Below are 19,112 nucleotides of genomic sequence, written 5' to 3'. Positions count from 1 at the left end.
CATGACTGGCGTGACGCTACAGAATGCCGTCAAGAAATACGGGGACGCACAGGTCATTCACGATATCGACCTGTCGATCGATGACGGGGAGTTCTGCGTTTTCGTCGGCCCTTCGGGCTGCGGGAAATCGACGCTCCTGCGGATGATCGCGGGTCTCGAGGAAACCACGTCGGGCCATATTAGCATCGGCCAGCGCGACGTGACCCATATCGACGCCGCCGAGCGCGGGGTTGCCATGGTGTTCCAGACCTATGCGCTCTATCCGCACATGACGGTCGAGGAGAACATGGGCTTCGGCCTGCGGATGAACGGTCACCCCAAGGCCGAGATCCAGGAGAAGGTTTCCGAGGCGAGCCGTATCCTCAAGCTCGACCAGTATCTCAAGCGCAAGCCCAAGGCGCTTTCGGGCGGCCAGCGCCAGCGTGTCGCCATCGGCCGGGCCATCGTTCGGGGGCCGGAAGTGTTCCTCTTCGACGAGCCGCTCTCGAACCTCGATGCCGAACTGCGGGTGGACATGCGCGTCGAGATCGCCCGTCTCCACAAGGAGATCGGCGCGACGATGATCTATGTCACCCATGACCAGGTCGAGGCGATGACGCTCGCGGACAAGATCGTCGTGCTGCGCGCGGGACGGATCGAACAGGTGGGCTCGCCCATGGAGCTCTACAAGAATCCCGACAACAAGTTCGTTGCCGGCTTCATCGGTTCGCCTTCCATGAACTTCCTCAAGGGCATGGTCGAAGAGGGCGGCGTGCGCATTCCGGCGCTGGGTGGCTTGGTGGTCCCGACCTCCGTGGCACTGCCTGCGCGTGGCTCTGAGGTCTATGTCGGCGTCCGCCCGCAGCACATCGAGGTCAGCGAAGGCGCCTCCGACGTGCAACTCGACATTCGCGAGCGGCTGGGCGGCGTTTCCTACGACTACCTGATTGCACCGAGCGGCGAGAAGATCGTCGCCGAGACCAGCGACGACGAGGAAATCCCGGAAGGCACGTCCGTGAAGGTCCACTTCGAGCCGGCCAACGCCTACTTCTTCGACGGCAAGACCGAGCAGCGTCTGCGCTGAGACATGCGGGGCTCGCCCCCCCAGGTGTCGATACGACTGGGATCTTTCAGGCGGCAATCCCGCCTGAAGCGGTTCGGGAGGATCAGGGAGCCTTGCGGCCGATCTCGTCCAGTTCGCGCTGAAGCGAGAGGCGGCTCAGGGTCGAGATCGGCAGCGCCATGAAGGCCTCTAGACGCGCCTTGAGCATCCGGTAGGCCTCCTGGAAGGCAAGCGCCTTCTCGGCCTGCGTGCCTTCGACCTTCACCGGATCGGACATGCCCCAATGGGCGGACACCGGCTGACCGGGCAGGGGCGGGCATTCCTCGTTTGCCGCCCTGTCGCAGACGGTGAAGACGAAATCCATCTTCGGCGCGGTCAGCTCGTGGAAGCGGTCGAGGTTCTTCGGCTGCAGGTGCGACGCATCATGCCCGTTCGCCTGCAACACCTCGAGGGTATGGTGGCTCAGTTCGGGATAGGGGCTGGTCCCGGCGGAGAATGCGCGGAGCCGGCCAGATCCCTCCGCCTCGAGAATGGCCTCGGCGAAGATCGAGCGGGTCGAGTTGCCGGTGCAGACGAAGAGCACGTTGTAGGTGCGGTCAGGCCGCGGCACGGCCTCGACCACGTCACCTGAAGGGAGATTGGCGAGAAGTTCGGGCCGTCCCCGGCAGCAATCGTTGACGAGGAATTCCACCAGCGTGCCGACATTCTCCAGGTTGATCCCGTAGCGGAGGAAGCGGCCGTCGCGCTCCTGGCGGATGAGACCGCTGCGGGTCAGGATTGCCACGTAGACCGAGAGGGTGCTGGGCTTGAGCCCGAGCGCCTGGACGAGTTCCCCGGCCGAAACCGTATCCGGGGCACGGCGGGCGAGAAGCCGGAACACCGCCATGCGGCCGGGATGCCCAAGGGCCGTCAGGGTTTCCGTATGCCGATCCTCTCTCATCTTCATGGACTGCGTCTCGGTCTCGATCATCGGTGGCGGGGTATGCGCGGGGCCGGAATGGTCGAGCAAAACAACGGACTGCCGGGCCGTTGGGCTGTCTAGCCCAGTTCGGGGCGGTATTCCAGCGCAGACCCGTACCCCCCTGGCGGGATACGGCCAGACCGTGGCATGCCGCTACCAGTGGGCTCAAGCCGGACCGCCCGCGAAAGGCAGGCGGTCGCGGTAAAGGTCGCCCTATCGGCTCCGGCGACCGCCAAAGTGGACTAATCCGGCACGTCCATCCGCTCGCCCGTGAGAACCGACATCTGGACATCGACCATGAAACGGTCTTCGCCAATGGGAACCAGCCCGTGCTCGGCGAGGTAGCCGCCAGGCTTGAGCGCATCGTCGGACATGTATTCGCCGAGGAAGGCCTCGAGATGGGGGATCGCCTCGCGGTGGTGGTTCTTGACGTAGAAGAAGAGGGGCCGCGAGATCGGATAGGTGTGAAGCGTGATCGTTTCGATGCTGGGCGCGATCCCTTCGATGCTCACGGCCTTCAGCGTATCGCGGTTCTCGTAGAGAAAGGAGAAGCCGAAGATGCCCATGGCGGTTTCGTCTTCCTCGATCTTGCCCACGATCACCGTATCGTCCTCGCCCGTTTCCACGAAGCGGCCGTCCGCGCGCATGGCGGTGCAGTTCTCCTCGACCCAATCCGCGTCGAAGCCGCCTTCCGTCACGAAGTCGAGCTGCTGGCAGCCCACATGCATGGCAAGCTCGACGAAGGCGTCGCGGGTGCCGGAGGTCGATGGGGGGCCATAGGCGAGGATCTCCTGATCGGGCAGGCGCGGGTTGACCTCGGCCCAGCTCGTGAAGGGGTTGTCCACCCACTCCCCGTCGACCGGAACCTGCGCGGCGAGAGCGAGATAGACCTCGCCAAGCGAGAGGTCCCAATCGAAGCTGTCCTTGTTCGACATCGCGATCGAAAGGCCGTCATAGCCGATTTCCGCCTCGCTGATGCTGGTGACGCCGTTCCGCTGGCAAAGCTCGTATTCCTCGAAGGTCATTGCCCGCGAGGCATTGGTGATGTCCGGGTATTCCTCGCCCAGGCCCTGGCAGAAAATCTGCATCCCGCCGCCCGTGCCGGTGGATTCGACGATGGGAGCCGGCGCGCCGGTGACCTTCGCAAACCGCTCCGCGACGACCTGCGTGTAGGGAAAGACCGTCGATGAGCCCACGATGTGGATCTGGTCCCGGGATTGGGCCGAAGCCGCGGAAGCAGCCGCGAGTGCGAGAGCTGTGACGGTAAATCTGGCGGTGGTCATTCTTCCTCCTGTCGGTGCGAAAGACGGGCGCGCCGCAACGCATGGCTGTCCGCGTTGTTTGCAATCGGCGTCCTCGGTGCGGCCCTGCCACCGAGGCGCCTTCTTTCGTCATGAAATCGCATGGGCGTCCTCCTCCCATCGCTGCGCAGCGTCGGACCAGACCAAATCATCGAGGGCCGGGTTCTGATTCGACAATTCATGTATACATAAATCATCGGATGGCGTGCGATTAATTGAGCGCCGGACGGGCGTTTGACTGTTTCCCCTTATCGACAGCAGCGGTTTTCGGCACCCCCGCCATTGCCCACAGGCGCTGCGATGGCTATCCGCCAAGACGTGAGTGACGAGAGTTCGGAACCCGGTGGTGACCGGGCTGACCAGAGGGGTGGGTGCGGCGCGTGGAGTTCAATCTGTATTTCTGGATCGCTGCGACGATCGCCGCCTTCATCGTCGGGCTTTCGAAGGGCGGGCTCGCCATCGCCGGGCCGCTCGTGGTGCCGATCCTCTCCACCGTCATGCCGCCGACCCTGGCCGCGGGGCTGATGCTGCCGATCTACCTGATCAGCGACAGCTACGCGGTCTGGCTCTTCCGGCGCAACTTCTCGAAGCGCAACCTCGCCATTCTTATCCCGGCCGGGTTGATCGGTGTCATCCTGGGCTACCTGATGGTGGAGCGGGTCTCGGAGGATGTCATCAAGCTCCTCGTGGCCGGGGTGGGGCTCTGGTATCTGGCCGACGTGCTGATCAAGCGGATGCGCAAGACGCCGCTGCCACCACGCCCGGCGGATGTGCCGCGGGGGCTGTTCTGGGGGGCGCTGAGCGGGCTCACGAGCTATGTCTCGCACTCGGGCGGACCGCCGTTTCAGGCCTATGTCCTGCCGCAGAAGCTCGACAAGCTCGTCTTCGTCGGTACCTCGACGCTCTTCTTCGCCATCGTCAATCTTGCGAAACTGCCGACCTACATCATGGCCGGGCAGCTTCGCCTCGAAGCGGCCTGGGTCATGGCGCTGCTCGCGGTGGTCGCACTGGGGGGTGCGCGCACAGGTTACTGGCTGACCCATGTGCTGCCCGAGCGGATCTTCTACATCTTCGTGGAGATCGCCCTGTTCCTGATCTCGATGAAGCTCATCTACGAGGTGGTCTTCAGCGGCTAGTGCGCCGGCTCAGACCGTCGCACCATAGCGGCGGATCAGAGTGCCGAGCGCGCCGGCCATGATGCCGATCACCACGGCGATCACCAGCTCCAGGGGCTCGATCGCGGCGAAGCCGAAGCCCACGAAGATGAGGGTCGAAAGCATGCCGATAAAGGCGCCCATGCCGCAGCCGAGCGGGAAGCTCCGTGTCGTCATGCCCAGCGCGAGCCCGAGAATTCCCGGTAGGCTCAGGATGTTGCCGGCGATGATACCCAGGATTTCTAGCATGCGTCCTCTCCATCGGGGGCCAGGCCAATCGGCTCGGATCAGCCCGCGCCGACCGGCCCGCCCGGCTCGGGACCCTGCGCATTCCGCACATCTTTTTCACGCCCCCTGAGAGGGTGCGGCGCGCTGCGCGATTCGTGCCTGTGAATTTTGTCGCCTGCCTTGATTTTAGTCAAAGCGAGCCCGGTTCGCCGAAAATACTAGTGGTATTCGGATACGTGCGCGAAGGCAGCCAGAATGGCCACCCAGACCAGTCGGAGAAGTTTCCTTCGGGGAAATTTTCGCAAGAGCAGGGCGGTACGCCCGCCAGGGGCGAGCGTGAGTGCTTTCGAGCGGGACTGCACGCAATGCGGAGACTGCGTCTCGGTCTGTCCGGAGGGCATCATCCGAAAGGATGCGCGCGACGGCATCATCCTCGATCCGGCTCTTGGTGCCTGCACCTTCTGTGGCGATTGCGCGAGGGCCTGCCCGACCGAGGCGCTGAGCGTGGAGCGTATTGCCGACTGGCCTTGGATCGCCGCGATTTCCGAGAGTTGTTTTTCTCTCAACGGGATCTTCTGCCGGAGTTGCGAGGACGCCTGCGAAACGCGCGCCATCCGCTTCCGGCTTGCAACCGGGGGCAGGGCGCAACCCGTGCTCGATACCGAAAGCTGCACCGGATGCGGCGCCTGCATCGCGGTCTGTCCAGCCGGTGCCACATCCCTTGTTCCAAAGCCGCAATCCGAACCGGAGCCCCGGCTGGAGGTCGTGCGATGAATATCTGCGGATGCCTTGTCAGCGCGGCTCCCGGAACCGCCGAGCGCGTGCGCGCGGAAGCCGAGGCCATGGACGGCGTCGAGGTCCACGCCGTCACCGAGGATGGCCGTCTCGTCGTTGTCGTCGAGGATACCGCCATCCAACGCGCGTCCGAAACCATCATGGCGATCCACCAGATCGGCGGCGTGATCTCCGTCACTCTCACCTACCACCATTTCGAAGACCTGGACGCGCGGGAAACCCGGCCGGAGCCGGTTGCCCAAAGCAGCACCCCATGAACTGGAGCACCTGAAGATGAGCATGTCGGAATCCCGCCGGACGTTTCTCAAAACCAGCGCTGCGGTCGCCACGGCTTCCGCGGCAGGCGTGACTTTGCCCGGCGCGCCGGCGCTGGCGCAGTTGCAGACCTCCGACATCCGCTGGGACAAGGCGCCCTGCCGGTTCTGCGGCACCGGCTGTTCGGTCCTGGTCGGCACCAAGGAAGGCCGTGTCGTCGCGACCCAGGGCGACCCCGACGCGCCGGTCAACCGCGGGCTCAACTGCATCAAGGGCTATTTCCTCTCCAAGATCATGTATGGTCAGGACCGGCTCACCACCCCGCTCCTGCGCAAGCGCAACGGCGTCTACGACAAGAACGGCGAGTTCGAGCCGGTGAGCTGGAACGAGGCCTTCGACGTGATGGCCGGGAAGTGGAAGGAGGCCCTGGCCCAGAAGGGGCCGACCTCCGTGGGCATGTTCGGCTCGGGCCAGTGGACGGTCTGGGAAGGCTATGCCGCGTCCAAGCTGATGAAGGCGGGCTTTCGCTCCAACAACATCGACCCCAACGCGCGCCACTGCATGGCCTCTGCGGTCGTAGGCTTCATGCGCGCCTTCGGCATCGACGAGCCGATGGGCTGCTATGACGACCTCGAGGCCGCGGACACCTTCGTGCTCTGGGGCTCGAACATGGCCGAGATGCACCCCATCCTTTGGTCGCGCCTGACGGACACCCGCCTCACCAAGGAAGGCTGCCAGGTCCACGTGCTCTCGACATTCGAGCACCGGAGTTTCGAGCTTGCCGACAACGGCATCGTCTTCGCGCCGCAGACCGACCTCGCGATCCTGAACTACATCGCGAACTACATCATCGAGAACGGCGCGGTGAACCAGGACTTCGTCGACAAGCATGTGAACTTCACCAGGACCGCGACGGACATCGGCTACGGCCTGCGCGACACGAACCCGCTCCAGGAGCAGGCGGAGAACCCGAATTCGGGCGAACTGACCCCGATCTCCTTCGACGAATATGCCGCCGCCGTCTCGGAATACACCGTCGATCACGTCTCGGAACTGAGCGGCGTGCCCGCCCACCAGCTCGAGGCACTGGCCCAGCAATACGCCGATCCGAACCGCAAGGTGATGTCGCTCTGGACCATGGGCTTCAACCAGCACACCCGCGGCTCCTGGGCCAACGGGCTCTGCTACAACATCCACCTGCTCACGGGTAAGATCTCCGAGCCCGGCAACTCGCCCTTCTCGCTCACCGGCCAGCCTTCGGCCTGCGGCACCGCTCGCGAGGTCGGCACCTTCGCCCACCGCCTGCCCGCCGACCTTGTCGTGACCAACGAGGAACACCGCCGCCACACCGAGGAAATCTGGAAGATCCCCGAAGGCACGATCCCCGACAAGGTCGGCCTCCATGCTGTGGCGCAGAACCGGGCGCTGAAGGACGGCACGCTCAACGCCTATTGGGTCCAGTGCAACAACAACATGCAGGCGGCGCCCAACATGAACGAGGAGGGGCTGCCGGGCTACCGCAACCCCGAGAACTTCATCGCCGTCTCCGATCCCTATCCGACCGTGACGACAATGACCGCCGACCTGATCCTGCCCACCGCCATGTGGGTCGAGAAGGAAGGCGCCTACGGCAATGCCGAGCGACGCACCCAGTTCTGGCGCCAGCAGGTGAATGCGCCGGGCGAGGCGAAGTCCGATCTCTGGCAGCTCATGGAGTTCTCCAAGCGCTTCACGGTCGAGGAGACCTGGGGCGAGGACCTGATCGCGAAGATGCCCGAGCTGGCCGGCAAGACGCTGTTCGAGGTGCTCTACGAGAACGGCCAGGTGAACCAGTTCCCGGTCTCGGAGACGGCAGAAGGCTTCGCCAATGCCGAGAGCGAGCATTTCGGCTTCTATGTCCAGAAGGGGCTGTTCGAGGAATACGCCCGCTTCGGACGCGGCCACGGCCACGATCTCGCGCCCTTCGAGCAGTATCACCAGGCGCGCGGCCTGCGCTGGCCGGTGGTCGACGGGCAGGAGACGCTCTACCGCTTCCGCGAGGGTTACGACCCCTATGTCGCCGAAGGGGCGGAGGTCGAGTTCTACGGCCACAAGGACGGCAAGGCGAAGATCATCTTCGCCCCCTTCGAGCCGGCCGCCGAAGTGCCGGACGAGGAATTCGATCTCTGGCTCAGCACGGGGCGCGTGCTCGAACACTGGCATTCCGGTTCGATGACCCGACGCGTGCCCGAACTTCACCGGGCCTTCCCGGCGGCCGTGGTGTTCATGCATCCCGAGGACGCCACCGATCGCGGTCTGCGCCGGGGCCAGGAGATCGTGATCTCCACGCGGCGCGGCGAGATGATCAGCAGGGTCGAGACGCGCGGGCGCAACAAGCCCCCCAAGGGCCTCGTCTTCGTGCCGTGGTTCGACGAGGGGCAGCTTATCAACAAGCTGACGCTCGATGCGACCTGCCCGCTCTCGAAGGAGACCGACTTCAAGAAATGCGCCTGCAAGGTCGAGCGCGTTTGATCCCATCGACCCCACGGCACCGCCATGTCCGCGAACACCACTCCCCGCCAACGCGACCGCCGCCGGTTCCTCACGGATACCGCGCGGATGGTCGGCGGCTGTGCGGTCGCGGGCTCATTCCTGGCCTATGTCACGCGGGATGCCCGCGCGCTTCCCGCCGAGGCGCTGCGCCCGCCCGGTGCGCTGCCGGAAGAAAACTTTCTCGCTGCCTGCATCCGCTGCGGGCTTTGCGTGCGGGATTGCCCCTATGACACTCTGAAACTGGCGGAACTCGGTGAGGACGGGCCGGCCACCGGCACGCCCTATTTCACGGCCCGCGACGTGCCATGCGAGATGTGCGACGACATTCCCTGCGTCGCGGCCTGCCCGACGGGCGCACTGGATCCGGCACTCGACGAGATCGACGATGCGCGCATGGGCACCGCCGTGCTCGTTGATCAGGAGAACTGCCTCAACTTTCTCGGCCTGCGTTGCGATGTCTGCTACCGGGTCTGTCCGGCGATCGACAAGGCAATTACGCTGGAGCTTTCGCACAACGACCGCTCCGGCCATCATGCGATCTTCGCCCCCACCGTCTGGGCCGAGCACTGCACCGGCTGCGGCGTCTGCGAAAAAAGCTGCGTCCTGCCCGAAGCGGCAATCAAGGTCCTGCCCGTGCGGCTGGCCCGCGGGTCCTCGGCTGAGCACTACCGGAAGGGCTGGGAAGAAAAGGAGCTCAAGGGCGCGCCCGTGGTCGAGGGAATCATCGACCTGCCCGACCGGATGCCGACGGCACCCATGGGCGACCTGCCCGCCGCAGGCGCGTTCGAACCGGCCTTCAAACTGCCCGGAGCGGGCGAATGAGCGAGAAGTCGAGACTTCCCGTCGGGCAGGAAGCGATCGAACTCAAGGGCTGGTTCGGCGCGCATCGCTACCTGATCCTGCGCCGCGCGAGCCAGCTGTTCTTCCTTGCGCTCTTTCTTCTCGGGCCATGGTTCGGGATCTGGTGGGTGGCCGGAACGCTGGCCGGGTCGCGGACCTTCGGGGTGATCCCCCTGACCGATCCGCTGGTCCTGCTCCAGGGCGTTGCGGGCGGCCACTGGCCCGAACTGACCGCTCTCATCGGTGCGGTGATCGTGCTTGTGGTCTATGCCCTGATCGGCGGGCGGGTCTACTGCTCCTGGGTCTGCCCAATCAATCCCGTGACGGACGGCGCGCACTGGCTGCACGAACGGCTGGGGCTCCAGAAGGGCTGGCAGCCGAAGCGCTCCACCCGCTACTGGCTCTTGGGCACCGTCTTTGCCGTCTCGGCGGTCACCGGAACCATCGCCTGGGAGATCATCAACCCCGTTACCATGCTCCATCGCGGGCTTGTCTTCGGCATGGGGTTCGTATGGGCCATGGTCGCGGGCATCTTCCTCTTCGACCTGCTTGTCGCCCGGCGCGGCTGGTGCGGGCACCTCTGTCCGGTCGGCGCCTTCTACAGCCTCGTGGGAACCAAGAGCGTCCTGCGGGTCAGCGCGCGAAACCGGGTCGATTGCGACAACTGCATGGATTGCTACGCGGTCTGTCCGGAATCCCAGGTCATCTCGCCTGCGCTGAAGGGCAAGCCCGGAGAAACGCCCCTGATCCTCTCGCCCGATTGCACGAATTGCGGACGCTGCATCGACGTCTGCTCGGTCAATGTCTTCGCGTTCACCGATCGCTTCGATACCCGCGTCAAACCCCCGACAGATGCGCCCGCTCCCACGGAGCCTCCCGCGCGAACAGCAGCCTGAACCGAGCCACGGAGAAGCACCATGAGACTTCCACTCCTCGCAGGTATCCTGACCCTGGCGACATCCCTTGTCGTCGGAGGGATGGGCCTCTCCCAGACCACGGATGGGGTGACCTCGCTTCGTGGCGTCCCGGTCGACGAAACCCCGGCCCCGGAGCGGGTGTTCCAGCAGGAGACCCATCGCTTCAACCGCGAATACCGGCAGCAGCCGCCGCTCATTCCGCATTCCATCGACCAGTATCAGATCGACAAGCACGCCAACCAGTGCCTGAGCTGCCATGACTGGACCAATGCCGGGGATCGTGGTGCGCCCACCCTCTCCATGACCCACTACCTCGACCGCGAAGGCAACGAGCTCGACCACATCGCCGGCACGCGCTGGTTCTGCAACCAGTGCCATGTGCCGCAGGCGAATGCGCCCGAACTGGTCGGGAACACCTTCGAGCCATCCGCCAACCGCTGACAGAACCGCCAAGCAGGGAATGAACAAGATGTCAGAGAACAACAACGGCGGCGGTCTTTTCGGCTTCATCCGCCGCGTCTGGAAAGGCTTCTGGAGCCCGTCCGGCGCCTTCAGTCTCGGTTTCCTGCTGATCGCGGGATTTCTCGGCGGCATCCTGTTCTGGGGGGGATTCCACTGGTCGCTCGAGGGAACCAACACCGAGAAATTCTGCGTCTCCTGCCACAGCATGACGCGGAACTTCGACGAATATACCGAGACCGTCCATTACAACAACCACTCCGGCGTGCGGGCGATCTGCTCCGATTGTCATGTGCCCCACGAATGGCAGCACAAGGTGAAGGCCAAGATCATGGCCGTGAAGGATGTCTATCACGAGATCATGGGCACGATTAACACGGTGGAGAAATACGACGAGCACCGGCTGCACATGGCGAGCGCCGTCTGGGTGAAGATGAAGAAGAGCGACAGCCGCGAGTGCCGCAACTGCCATGCCTTCGAATACATGGATTTCACCATCCAGGAGAACCGCGCCGCCGCCGAACACCAGAAGGCCATCGACACCAACATGACCTGCATCGACTGCCACCAGGGCATCGCGCACGGGCTTCCCGCGGGCTATCTCGAGGAATACCGGGAGGTGACCGAGGATCTCGAGGGCGGGCACAGCGCGGGGCTCGATCAGCCTCATGACGGGGACAAGTCGATCAGCGCGAACATCCGCAGCTATCTCGAAAGCCGCACCGACGGCTGACCTCGATGTTCGGCCCGGAACCATACAGGTAGCCATATCGATTCCATACGGATTCCATATCGTTTCCATACCCGGAAATCAGGGATAACGGCCCGCCCGCCCACGTGAAAACGCGGCGCGGGCGGTTTCGCTTCAGCCGAGGTCGTTTTCGAGCGGAATGCGCGGAAAACTGGGCGCTAGAACCGGAGTTGCAGGGAACGGATCCGTCCGCACTCTGGGAATTCGCCGACATTTTACCGAACCGGGCAGTGCCGTCTGCCAGGTATCGGAAGGGATCCGCGCCCGGCCATGGTGCGCGTGATTTCATGGCGTATTTCCCGGTCGGGCAGCCGTCTTCGGCAGGTATGTCAACCGTTGCAGGAGTTTGCGAAGATCATGAACCGGCTTGCCGATCTGCTGGCCACGCGTCGCCAGGGCCATGCGCTGGAGCGCCCGTTCTACACCGACCCGGATATCTTCCAGGCCGATCTCGAAACCATCTTCTATCGCGAATGGCTCTTTGCCATACCGGCCTGCGAATTGCCCAAACCCGGCAGCTACGTGACCCATAAGGTCGGCGACTATCGCGTGGTCATCGTGCGCGGCAGCGACGGGGAGATCCGCGCGTTCCACAACACCTGCCGCCATCGCGGCTCGGTGCTCTGCAAGGCGGCGAAGGGCAATGCGCCCAAGCTCGTCTGCCCCTATCACCAGTGGACCTACGAGCTTGACGGCAGCCTCCTCTGGGCGCGCGACATGGGAGCGGATTTCGACGCGAAGGCTCATGGTCTCAAGCCCGTGGCCTGCCGTGATCTCTGCGGGCTAGTCTATATCTGCCTTGCCGAGAATCCGCCCGATTTCAATGCGTTCGCCGAGGTGGCGCGGCCCTACCTCGCCCCACACGACCTGGCCAATGCCAAGGTCGCCCACGAATCCTCCATCATCGAGAACGGCAACTGGAAGCTGGTCTGGGAGAACAACCGCGAGTGCTACCACTGCGGCGGCAACCACCCCTCGCTGTGCATCACCTATGACGACGATCCGGGCATCACCGGCATCGGCCTCGACGGTGTGTCCTCGGGGCGACTCGAGGCCCATGTGAACCGCTGCGAGGCCATGGGTCTGCGCTCCCGGTTCCATCTTTCGGACGACGGGCAGTATCGCCTCGTGCGGATGCCGCTGAAACCGGGCGCCCGGAGCTACACGCTCGATGGGAAGGTCGCGGCCACCCGGCCGCTCGGGCGCCTGCCGCTGCCCGACGCGGGTCCGCTGATGAAGTTCCACTATCCCACCACCTGGAACCACTTTCTGCCCGATCATTCCGTCGTCTTCCGCGTGACCCCGATCTCGGCCACCGAAACCGAGGTCACTACCAAGTGGCTTGTTCACAAGGATGCGGTCGAGGGGCGGGACTACGACCTCAAGCGGCTCACCGAGGTCTGGATCGCCACCAATGACGAGGACCGCCGCGTGGTCGAGGACAACCAGCAGGGCGTGAACTCGCCGGCCTATGCACCGGGGCCCTATTCCCAGATCCAGGAAAGCGGCGTGATCCAGTTCGTGGACTGGTATTGTGACACGATGGCAGCGCGGACCCCCGCGCTATCCGTCGCGGCGGAGTAGGGGGCATGAACGATCTCAGCGGACTTCCCTCACGGGCAATCTGGAGCGACGCCGAACCGCTCGAATGTGTCACCGTGGTGCCAGAGGGACCAAACACCGCGACGTTCACCTTCCGGGCGCCATCTGGGGCGCTTTTCGACTATCTGCCCGGCCAGTTCCTGACCCTCGAACTGCCCGTGCCTGGGGGGCCGCTCTACCGCACCTACACGATCTCCTCCTCGCCGTCGCGGCCCCGGTCCATCTCGATCACGACCAAGGCGCAACTCGACTCCATCGGGACACGCTGGATGCTCGACAACCTCGTGCCCGGCTCACAGCTCAGGGCCTTGGGACCGTCCGGCGTGTTCTCCCATCTCGCTCATCCGGCGGAAAAATATCTCTTCATCTCGGCGGGCTCGGGCATCACGCCGATGATGGCCATGACGACCTACATGTTCGACCTCGGCGTCGAGCCAGATGTGGTCTTCGTCAACTGTGCCCGGCGACCCTCGGAGATCATCTTTCGCGAACGACTGGAACACATGGCGTCCCGCGTGCCGGGCATCAGCCTGCGCTGGGTCGTGGAGGGGCCGGACCGCTACCGCCCATGGACCGGTTTTCAGGGCATGTTCAACCAGCTCATGCTGGGCCTCATGGCGTCGGACTATCTGGAGCGCGAGGTGTTCTGCTGCGGCCCCGAGCCCTTCATGCAGGCGGTGCGCGAGGCCCTACAGGGCCTTGGCTACGACATGGACCGCTACCATCAGGAGAGCTTTCAGGCCCCCGCCGCCACCGATGCGGACGTACCCGAAATCGACGATGTGGTGCCCGACGAGGAGGCGCTGGCCGAGATCGTCTTCGCGGCCTCCGACCGGACCACCCGTTGCGCGGAGACCGAGACCATTCTCGCGGCCACGCGCGCGGCCGGGCTCAACATCCCCTCGGGGTGCACCTTCGGGGTGTGCGGTACCTGCAAGGTCAGGAAACTCGCGGGCGAGGTGCACATGGTCCACAACGGTGGCATCTCGGAGGATGACATCGCCGAGGGCTATATACTCGCCTGCTGCTCACACCCCATCGGATCGGTAACGGTGGATATCTAGTCCAACGGCATTCCGGCCGAAGCGGTCTCGTTGTTTGCCCTCAGGGTCGAGCCCTCGGGTTCCGGCAAGCCGTTCTGCGCGGCGATGAAGTCGGCGAGCATTGGCAGGTAGCGTTCACCTTCGCCCGCGGCCTCCATTGTGGCGAAGGCATTGCGCACCGTGGCCTGCACCGGATTCGCCGCGCCCACGTCCAGAGCGAGGGAAGAGAGGTAGCGCATGTCCTTGTGGGCGTTGGTGATCGAGAACTTGTGCGCGTCAGGATCGCGATCCACCGACCATTTCATGAACGTGTCGTAGAAGCCGTTTGCCATGCGGCTCGTGCCGATCACCGAATGGAACTGCTCGATGCTGAGGCCGGACTTGCGCGCGATCGCCAGCGCTTCGGAATAGAGGGCAGCATAGCCCAGGGAAACGAAGTTGTTGACGAGCTTCATCTTGTGGCCCGCGCCCACGGGCCCCAGGCGCAAGATGTTGCCCGCCCAAGTGCTTATGATCGGCTCGACCTTCGCGAAAGTCTCGTCGTCCGCACCCACCATGGCGTCGAGCGTGCCGGCCTCGGCCTCTTTCGGCGTGCGCCCGAGCGGCGCATCAACGAGCGTAATACCGCGTGCGGAAAGCTCCTCCGCCAGTTGCAGCGTACTGACCGGATTGGAGGTCGAGCAATCGACGATGATCGTGCCTTCGGTGGCGTGGGCTGCAATGCCACCCTCGCTGCGGATCACGGCCTCGACCTGCGGGCTGCCGGAGACGCAGATGTGGATGACCTCGCACTGGCCTGCGAGTTCCGCAACGCTCGCCGCTTCAGTGGCGCCAAGGCTCACCAGATCCTCGACCGGTCCGCGGTTTCGATGCGCCATCACCACCAACGGATAGCCCGCCGCGAGGATGTTCTTGGCCATTCCGTGGCCCATGAGGCCCACACCGATGAAGCCTACGACAGGTTTCGTCATCATTTTTCCTCCGGCACGTATTTGCGCCAATCGTGTTCTTCGCGGAAACCGAGCATCTCGCGGATCTTCAGGTTGGAATAAAGTGCTTCATGCGGCTCGAGCTCGCGTTTGACCGGGACGCCCGGAAAGAACCGTTCGAGGATCTCGGCATTGGTGAGGTTCATGCCGTTGGTGTCGTTGCCCGCGTTGAACACCTGGAAGCCGAGGCCATCGGTCTTCAAGCAGCGATCGACGATCTGGCCCAGATCGCGGGCGTCGATGTAGCAGAAGATGTTGCGGCGCCGGGTCTCGGGATGCGCGAAGAAGCCCGGAAACAGCGTCTCGTATTCATGCGGTTCGATCACGTTGCCGATGCGAAGTCCGTAAATGTCGGCGCCCGAGCGGGTGTGGAAGGCGCGGGCGGTCTTCTCGTTCACGACCTTGCTGAGCGCATAGCTGTCTGGCGGATTGATGTCGTATTCTTCATCGACCGGCAGATAGTCGGGATCGGCGCGCCCATCGGCGAAGCAGATCCCGTAAGTCGTCTCCGATGAGGCGAAAACGATCTTGCGGATGCCGAGCTTCACCGCTGCCTCGATCACGTTATAGGTGCCCATCGTGTTGACCCGGAAGGTCTCGTTGTCCGGCTCGATCAGGATGCGGGGAATGGCGGCGAAATGCACCACCGCGTCGAAGCGCGGCACCCCGGTGCCGGGCTCGAGCTCGTCGAAACCGGCATAGGAGGTCAGCGCGTTGAAGACCTGACCCGCATCCGTGATATCGGCGCGAAGGTTTTCGATACCCGGCTCGTCGAGCGGAACCAGATCCACATTGACGACGCGGTGCCCCTGATCGCGTAGGTAGCGGCAGGCGTGGCGCCCGGCCTTGCCGGAACCGCCGGTGAACAGGATGCGCATGATCTCCTCCCTCGTCGCACTCGTGTTTGTGCGGCATCCTCTGCCGCGGCGCAGGTGAGTTCAACTCGTTATCTCGGGGGTGAGAATGGGCCGCGTCCGCCTCTGGGGGGAGTCAGGCGGACGCGGCCGGTCCCGGCTTCGCCGCCGGGTGCGGTGGGAGGGGTCTGTCAAACCGGAACCGCCAAGAATACTGCGGCCGGTTCTCATCAGCAGACCGTGCGCCCCCGCTCAACCATGGTGGCAAGGACGTCGTCGCCGTCCCGTTTCCACCAGTTTTCCGTCGAAAAGATCTCGACCTCGTTCAAGCCTTCAAATCCGTTCTTCTCGACAAGCGCACGCAGGCGGGGCAGGTCGATCACCCCGTCGCCCATCATGCCCCGATCATTGAGCAGATCGCGTGTCGGCACCAGCCAGTCGCAGAGGTGGAACGCCATGATCCGTGCCATTCCGGCACGCTCGAGTTGCGCTTCCAGGTCCGGGTCCCACCAGACGTGATAGACATCCACCGCACAGCCGATGCCCTCGCCCAGCCGGTCGCAGATGTCGAGCGCCTGTCCCAGCGTGTTCACGCAGGCACGGTCGGCAGCATACATCGGATGCAGCGGCTCGATGGCGATCTTCACCCCTTGCGTGCGCGCATAGTCGAGTGTCTTCTCGAGACCTTCCTCGACCAATGCCCACGCCTTCGGCAAATCGCGGCTGCCCTCCGGAAGCCCGCCCACCACCATCACAAGGCAATCGGCCTCCAGTGCGGCGGCCTCATCCACCGCACGCCGGTTGTCCTCGATCACGTTCTTGTCCACCGCTCCGGTTGAGGTGAACCAGCCGCCGCGACAGAGCCCGGAGACCCGGAGCCCCGCAGCGCGGATCGCCTTCGCCGCGGCCTCGACGCCCATCTCGTGGAGCTTGTCGCGCCAGGGGGAGATGCCGCCGATCCCGTGACGCGCGCAGCCCTCGATGCATTGCGCGAGATCCCACTGCGCCCGCACCGTGGCGGTGTTGAGCGAGAGACGCTCTGGGCCGACCCCGTTCATGCCGCCACGCCACGCGCGGCAAAGACGGGTCTTGCGCGCGCCGCCACTTCCTCCGGGTCCGCGAAGAGGCCCGCGTCATTCGCCATTCGGACAATATCGGCAAGGTGTCGCGTCGAGCGCGCGCTTTCCTGTCCGCCGACCATGGTGAAATGATCCTGATGCCCGTTGAGATAGGCCATGAAGACCACGCCCGTCTTGTAGAAGCGGGTGGGGGCCTTGAAGATATGACGCGAGAGCGGCACCGTTGGCGCGAAGGTCGCGTCATAGCCAGCGCGGTCCCCGTCGGAGAGCTGCGAGAGTGCGCGCGCCGCCGCCCCCGCAATGGGGTCGAAAATCCCGAGCAGGGCATGGGAGTGCCCCTGATCGTCGCCGGCGATCAGTTCGGGATAGTTGAAGTCGTCACCGGTGTACATCAGCGTGCCTTGCGGCAGGCGGCGACGCATGGCGATTTCCTTCTCCGCCGACAGCAGGCTAATCTTGATGCCGTCGACCTTCTCGGCATTGTCGGTGATGATGGAAATCGCGGTTTCCATTGCCGCCATGTGATCGCCCGAGCCCCAGTAGCCTTCCAGCGCCGGGTCGAAGGCCTCGCCCAGCCAGTGAAGGATCGCCGGCTGCGAGAGCCCGGAGAGCACCCGGCCGTAGACCTTCGCGTAGTCCTCAGGGCCTTTCGCCACCCTGGCAAGCGCACGGCTTGCCATGAGGATCACGCGGGAGCCCGCGGCTTCGACCGCTTCGCATTGCTCCTCATAGGCACGGATCACGTCGTCGAGTGTAACGTCCGGCCCCGGCGCAAGGTGATCTGTTCCCGCGCCGCTCGCGATCAGGTGGCCGCCTGCCTGCGCCATCTTCGTGGCGCGCTGGATCAGTTCCAGCGATGTCGGCCAGTCGAGACCCATTCCGCGCTGGGCGGTGTCCATTGCTTCGGCCACCCCGAAGCCGAGGCCCCAGAGATACTCTCGGAAGGCGAGCGTTCGGTCCCAGTCGATTGGTGCGTCAAGCCATGGGTCGCATTCGGCCAGCGGATCCATTACCACATGGGTGGCCGCGTAGGCGGTGCGGTTCCAGCCGTTCCCGGCCTCCTGGGGCGGGCCGGCCTTCAGAGTGACGGCGCCGCCCGGCAGGTTGAGTGTCGTGCCGCTCATATTCCCAGATCCTCCAGATCGACCCAGCGCCGTTCCTTCGAGCTGAGATACCCGGCCTCGGCCAGTTGCACGCCCTTGGCGCCTTCTTCCAGCGTGTAGGACCAAGGCGCATCCTCGACCACGTGGCGCAGGAACTGCTCCCACTGCACCTTGAAGCCGTTGTCGAAGATCATGTTGTCCGGCACTTCTTCCCAACCTTCGTAGAAGTCGAGTTCGTTGGGCTCGTCGGGGTTCCACACGGGCTTTGGCGTGTTGGCGCGGTGCTGGCTGACGCAGGAATGCAGCCCCGCCACCGCCGAGCCATGGGTGCCGTCCACCTGGAAGGTCACGAGGTCGTCGCGGCGCACGCGGGTGCACCAGCTCGAGTTGATATGGGCCACGATCTCGCCCTCAGGCCCATCAAGCAGGAAGGTCGCGTAGGCGGCATCGTCCGCGGTGCAATCGTAGGGGGCCCCCGCCTCGTCCCAGCGTGTCGGGATATGCGTCGGCGCGTAGCAACTCACCGATTTCACCGGGGCCACAACGTTGTCGAGCACATAGCGCCAGTGGCAGAGCATGTCCGAGACCATGCCGCCGCCATCCTCGACGCGGTAGTTCCAGGAGGGGCGCTGGGCAGGCATCCAGTCGCCCTCGAAGACCCAGTAGCCGAACTCGCCCTTCACGCTCAGGATCCGGCCGAAGAAGCCGCTGTCGCGCAGTCGCTTGAGCTTGATCAGGCCGGGGAGATCGAGCTTGTCGTGGACGATCCCGTTCTTCACGCCCTTGGTCTTGGCGTGCCGGGCGATGGAGACCGCATCCTCCAGTCCCTCGCTTACGGGTTTCTCGGAATAGACATGCTTGCCCGCATCGATGGCCCGCCGCAGGAGGCCCGGCCGCATCTGGGTGCTGGCGGCATCGAAGAAGACCGTGTCGTCGGGGTTGGCCAGCGCGGCATCGAGATCGGTGGTGAACCGCTCAACGCCGTGTGCCTTCGCGAGCGCCTCGATCTTGTCGGCGTTGCGCCCGACGATGATCGGATCAGGCATGAGGCGCGTTCCGTCGGAAAGGACGACACCCCCCTGTTCGCGAATGGTGAGAACCGAGCGGATCAGGTGCTGGTTCATTCCCATCCGGCCCGTGACGCCATGCATGATGATGCCGATGCGCTCGGTCTTCATTGTTCGTCTCTCCCTTCGAATCGGCATTC

General features: G+C 64.4%; 19 protein-coding genes. 11 read left to right on the top strand and 8 right to left on the bottom strand.

What is annotated here, in order from left to right; genetic code table 11:
* The first annotated feature begins 1 nt into the window (after position 1).
* On the top strand, positions 2-1,063 hold the full coding sequence (locus tag ACP15W_RS12920) for an ABC transporter ATP-binding protein (RefSeq protein ID WP_424933309.1): 1,062 nt from the start codon (positions 2-4) through the stop codon (positions 1,061-1,063).
* Between the two features lie 82 nt (positions 1,064-1,145).
* On the opposite strand, the gene ACP15W_RS12915 is transcribed toward ACP15W_RS12920, so the two are convergent.
* On the bottom strand, positions 1,146-1,988 hold the full coding sequence (locus ACP15W_RS12915; RefSeq protein ID WP_424933308.1) for a helix-turn-helix domain-containing protein: 843 nt from the start codon (positions 1,986-1,988) through the stop codon (positions 1,146-1,148).
* A gap of 257 nt (positions 1,989-2,245) precedes the next feature.
* On the bottom strand, positions 2,246-3,286 hold the full coding sequence (locus ACP15W_RS12910) for a substrate-binding domain-containing protein (RefSeq protein ID WP_424933307.1): 1,041 nt from the start codon (positions 3,284-3,286) through the stop codon (positions 2,246-2,248).
* Between the two features lie 398 nt (positions 3,287-3,684).
* Here ACP15W_RS12910 and ACP15W_RS12905 point away from each other — a divergent pair, with 398 nt between their 5' ends.
* Positions 3,685-4,440 (top strand): sulfite exporter TauE/SafE family protein, encoded by a 756-nt coding sequence (locus ACP15W_RS12905; RefSeq protein WP_424933306.1) that lies wholly within the window; start codon positions 3,685-3,687, stop codon positions 4,438-4,440.
* A 9-nt stretch (positions 4,441-4,449) separates the two neighbouring features.
* On the opposite strand, the gene ACP15W_RS12900 is transcribed toward ACP15W_RS12905, so the two are convergent.
* Complete coding sequence (locus tag ACP15W_RS12900) at positions 4,450-4,707, bottom strand: hypothetical protein (protein ID WP_424933305.1); 258 nt, start codon at positions 4,705-4,707, stop codon at positions 4,450-4,452.
* A gap of 315 nt (positions 4,708-5,022) precedes the next feature.
* Between ACP15W_RS12900 and ACP15W_RS12895 the strand changes: the two genes are divergently transcribed.
* The 9 genes from ACP15W_RS12895 to ACP15W_RS12855 all read left to right on the top strand — a co-directional run bounded on the left by ACP15W_RS12895 (position 5,023) and on the right by ACP15W_RS12855 (position 13,901).
* Positions 5,023-5,460 carry a ferredoxin-type protein NapF gene (locus tag ACP15W_RS12895; protein WP_424933304.1) on the top strand — a complete coding sequence of 146 codons (438 nt, stop codon included), beginning with the start codon at positions 5,023-5,025 and terminating at the stop codon, positions 5,458-5,460.
* The gene (locus ACP15W_RS12890; protein WP_424933303.1) at positions 5,457-5,738 is read left to right on the top strand and encodes a chaperone NapD; all 282 of its coding nucleotides are present in this window, start codon (positions 5,457-5,459) and stop codon (positions 5,736-5,738) included. The genes ACP15W_RS12895 and ACP15W_RS12890 overlap by 4 nt, the downstream gene beginning before the upstream one ends.
* Positions 5,739-5,760: 22 nt before the next feature.
* On the top strand, positions 5,761-8,247 hold the full coding sequence (gene napA / locus ACP15W_RS12885) for a nitrate reductase catalytic subunit NapA (protein ID WP_424933410.1): 2,487 nt from the start codon (positions 5,761-5,763) through the stop codon (positions 8,245-8,247).
* Positions 8,248-8,271: 24 nt separating this feature from the next.
* Positions 8,272-9,090 carry a ferredoxin-type protein NapG gene (gene napG, locus ACP15W_RS12880; protein WP_424933302.1) on the top strand — a complete coding sequence of 273 codons (819 nt, stop codon included), beginning with the start codon at positions 8,272-8,274 and terminating at the stop codon, positions 9,088-9,090.
* On the top strand, positions 9,087-10,004 hold the full coding sequence (napH, locus tag ACP15W_RS12875; RefSeq protein ID WP_424933301.1) for a quinol dehydrogenase ferredoxin subunit NapH: 918 nt from the start codon (positions 9,087-9,089) through the stop codon (positions 10,002-10,004). Before napG ends, napH begins: the two co-directional genes overlap by 4 nt.
* A 21-nt stretch (positions 10,005-10,025) precedes the next feature.
* A complete protein-coding gene (locus ACP15W_RS12870) occupies positions 10,026-10,466 on the top strand; it encodes a nitrate reductase cytochrome c-type subunit (RefSeq protein ID WP_424933300.1) in 441 nt (146 codons plus the stop codon).
* A gap of 28 nt (positions 10,467-10,494) precedes the next feature.
* Positions 10,495-11,217, top strand: coding sequence for a NapC/NirT family cytochrome c (locus tag ACP15W_RS12865; RefSeq protein WP_424933299.1), 723 nt, complete (start codon positions 10,495-10,497; stop codon positions 11,215-11,217).
* Between the two features lie 375 nt (positions 11,218-11,592).
* Positions 11,593-12,819, top strand: a complete 1,227-nt coding sequence (locus ACP15W_RS12860) for an aromatic ring-hydroxylating oxygenase subunit alpha (protein WP_424933298.1) — start codon at positions 11,593-11,595, stop codon at positions 12,817-12,819.
* Positions 12,820-12,824: 5 nt separating this feature from the next.
* Positions 12,825-13,901: a 2Fe-2S iron-sulfur cluster-binding protein gene (locus tag ACP15W_RS12855; RefSeq protein ID WP_424933297.1), complete on the top strand. Its 1,077-nt coding sequence runs from the start codon at positions 12,825-12,827 to the stop codon at positions 13,899-13,901.
* Here ACP15W_RS12855 and ACP15W_RS12850 read toward each other — a convergent pair.
* From ACP15W_RS12850 to ACP15W_RS12830, 5 genes are all read right to left on the bottom strand, one after another.
* The gene (locus ACP15W_RS12850; protein ID WP_424933296.1) at positions 13,898-14,854 is read right to left on the bottom strand and encodes an NAD(P)-dependent oxidoreductase; all 957 of its coding nucleotides are present in this window, start codon (positions 14,852-14,854) and stop codon (positions 13,898-13,900) included. The genes ACP15W_RS12855 and ACP15W_RS12850 overlap by 4 nt on opposite strands.
* A complete protein-coding gene (locus ACP15W_RS12845) occupies positions 14,851-15,747 on the bottom strand; it encodes an NAD-dependent epimerase/dehydratase family protein (RefSeq protein ID WP_424933295.1) in 897 nt (298 codons plus the stop codon). Before ACP15W_RS12845 ends, ACP15W_RS12850 begins: the two co-directional genes overlap by 4 nt.
* 206 nt (positions 15,748-15,953) lie before the next feature.
* The gene (locus tag ACP15W_RS12840) at positions 15,954-16,781 is read right to left on the bottom strand and encodes a sugar phosphate isomerase/epimerase family protein (protein WP_424933294.1); all 828 of its coding nucleotides are present in this window, start codon (positions 16,779-16,781) and stop codon (positions 15,954-15,956) included.
* Complete coding sequence (locus tag ACP15W_RS12835; RefSeq protein WP_424933293.1) at positions 16,778-17,926, bottom strand: dihydrodipicolinate synthase family protein; 1,149 nt, start codon at positions 17,924-17,926, stop codon at positions 16,778-16,780. Before ACP15W_RS12835 ends, ACP15W_RS12840 begins: the two co-directional genes overlap by 4 nt.
* Entirely contained in the window at positions 17,923-19,083 is a 1,161-nt protein-coding gene (locus tag ACP15W_RS12830; protein ID WP_424933292.1) for a Gfo/Idh/MocA family protein, read from the bottom strand. Before ACP15W_RS12830 ends, ACP15W_RS12835 begins: the two co-directional genes overlap by 4 nt.
* Positions 19,084-19,112 lie beyond the last annotated feature (29 nt).

The sequence above is a fragment of the Amaricoccus macauensis genome (genome assembly GCF_049800915.1).
Classification (GTDB): Bacteria; Pseudomonadota; Alphaproteobacteria; order Rhodobacterales; family Rhodobacteraceae; genus Amaricoccus; species Amaricoccus macauensis_A.
This window is presented reverse-complemented; position numbering and strand designations above follow the sequence as displayed.

Coding starts and splice junctions, on each gene's coding strand:
- ACP15W_RS12915 (WP_424933308.1), bottom strand. CDS start 1,988: ATGAAGATGAGAGAGGATCGGCATACGGAAACCCTGACGGCCCTTGGG.
- ACP15W_RS12830 (WP_424933292.1), bottom strand. CDS start 19,083: ATGAAGACCGAGCGCATCGGCATCATCATGCATGGCGTCACGGGCCGG.
- ACP15W_RS12860 (WP_424933298.1), top strand. CDS start 11,593: ATGAACCGGCTTGCCGATCTGCTGGCCACGCGTCGCCAGGGCCATGCG.
- ACP15W_RS12870 (WP_424933300.1), top strand. CDS start 10,026: ATGAGACTTCCACTCCTCGCAGGTATCCTGACCCTGGCGACATCCCTT.
- ACP15W_RS12835 (WP_424933293.1), bottom strand. CDS start 17,926: ATGAGCGGCACGACACTCAACCTGCCGGGCGGCGCCGTCACTCTGAAG.
- ACP15W_RS12840 (WP_424933294.1), bottom strand. CDS start 16,781: ATGAACGGGGTCGGCCCAGAGCGTCTCTCGCTCAACACCGCCACGGTG.
- ACP15W_RS12845 (WP_424933295.1), bottom strand. CDS start 15,747: ATGCGCATCCTGTTCACCGGCGGTTCCGGCAAGGCCGGGCGCCACGCC.
- ACP15W_RS12900 (WP_424933305.1), bottom strand. CDS start 4,707: ATGCTAGAAATCCTGGGTATCATCGCCGGCAACATCCTGAGCCTACCG.
- ACP15W_RS12890 (WP_424933303.1), top strand. CDS start 5,457: ATGAATATCTGCGGATGCCTTGTCAGCGCGGCTCCCGGAACCGCCGAG.
- ACP15W_RS12920 (WP_424933309.1), top strand. CDS start 2: ATGACTGGCGTGACGCTACAGAATGCCGTCAAGAAATACGGGGACGCA.
- napH (WP_424933301.1), top strand. CDS start 9,087: ATGAGCGAGAAGTCGAGACTTCCCGTCGGGCAGGAAGCGATCGAACTC.
- ACP15W_RS12855 (WP_424933297.1), top strand. CDS start 12,825: ATGAACGATCTCAGCGGACTTCCCTCACGGGCAATCTGGAGCGACGCC.
- ACP15W_RS12850 (WP_424933296.1), bottom strand. CDS start 14,854: ATGATGACGAAACCTGTCGTAGGCTTCATCGGTGTGGGCCTCATGGGC.
- napG (WP_424933302.1), top strand. CDS start 8,272: ATGTCCGCGAACACCACTCCCCGCCAACGCGACCGCCGCCGGTTCCTC.
- ACP15W_RS12865 (WP_424933299.1), top strand. CDS start 10,495: ATGTCAGAGAACAACAACGGCGGCGGTCTTTTCGGCTTCATCCGCCGC.
- ACP15W_RS12910 (WP_424933307.1), bottom strand. CDS start 3,286: ATGACCACCGCCAGATTTACCGTCACAGCTCTCGCACTCGCGGCTGCT.
- napA (WP_424933410.1), top strand. CDS start 5,761: ATGTCGGAATCCCGCCGGACGTTTCTCAAAACCAGCGCTGCGGTCGCC.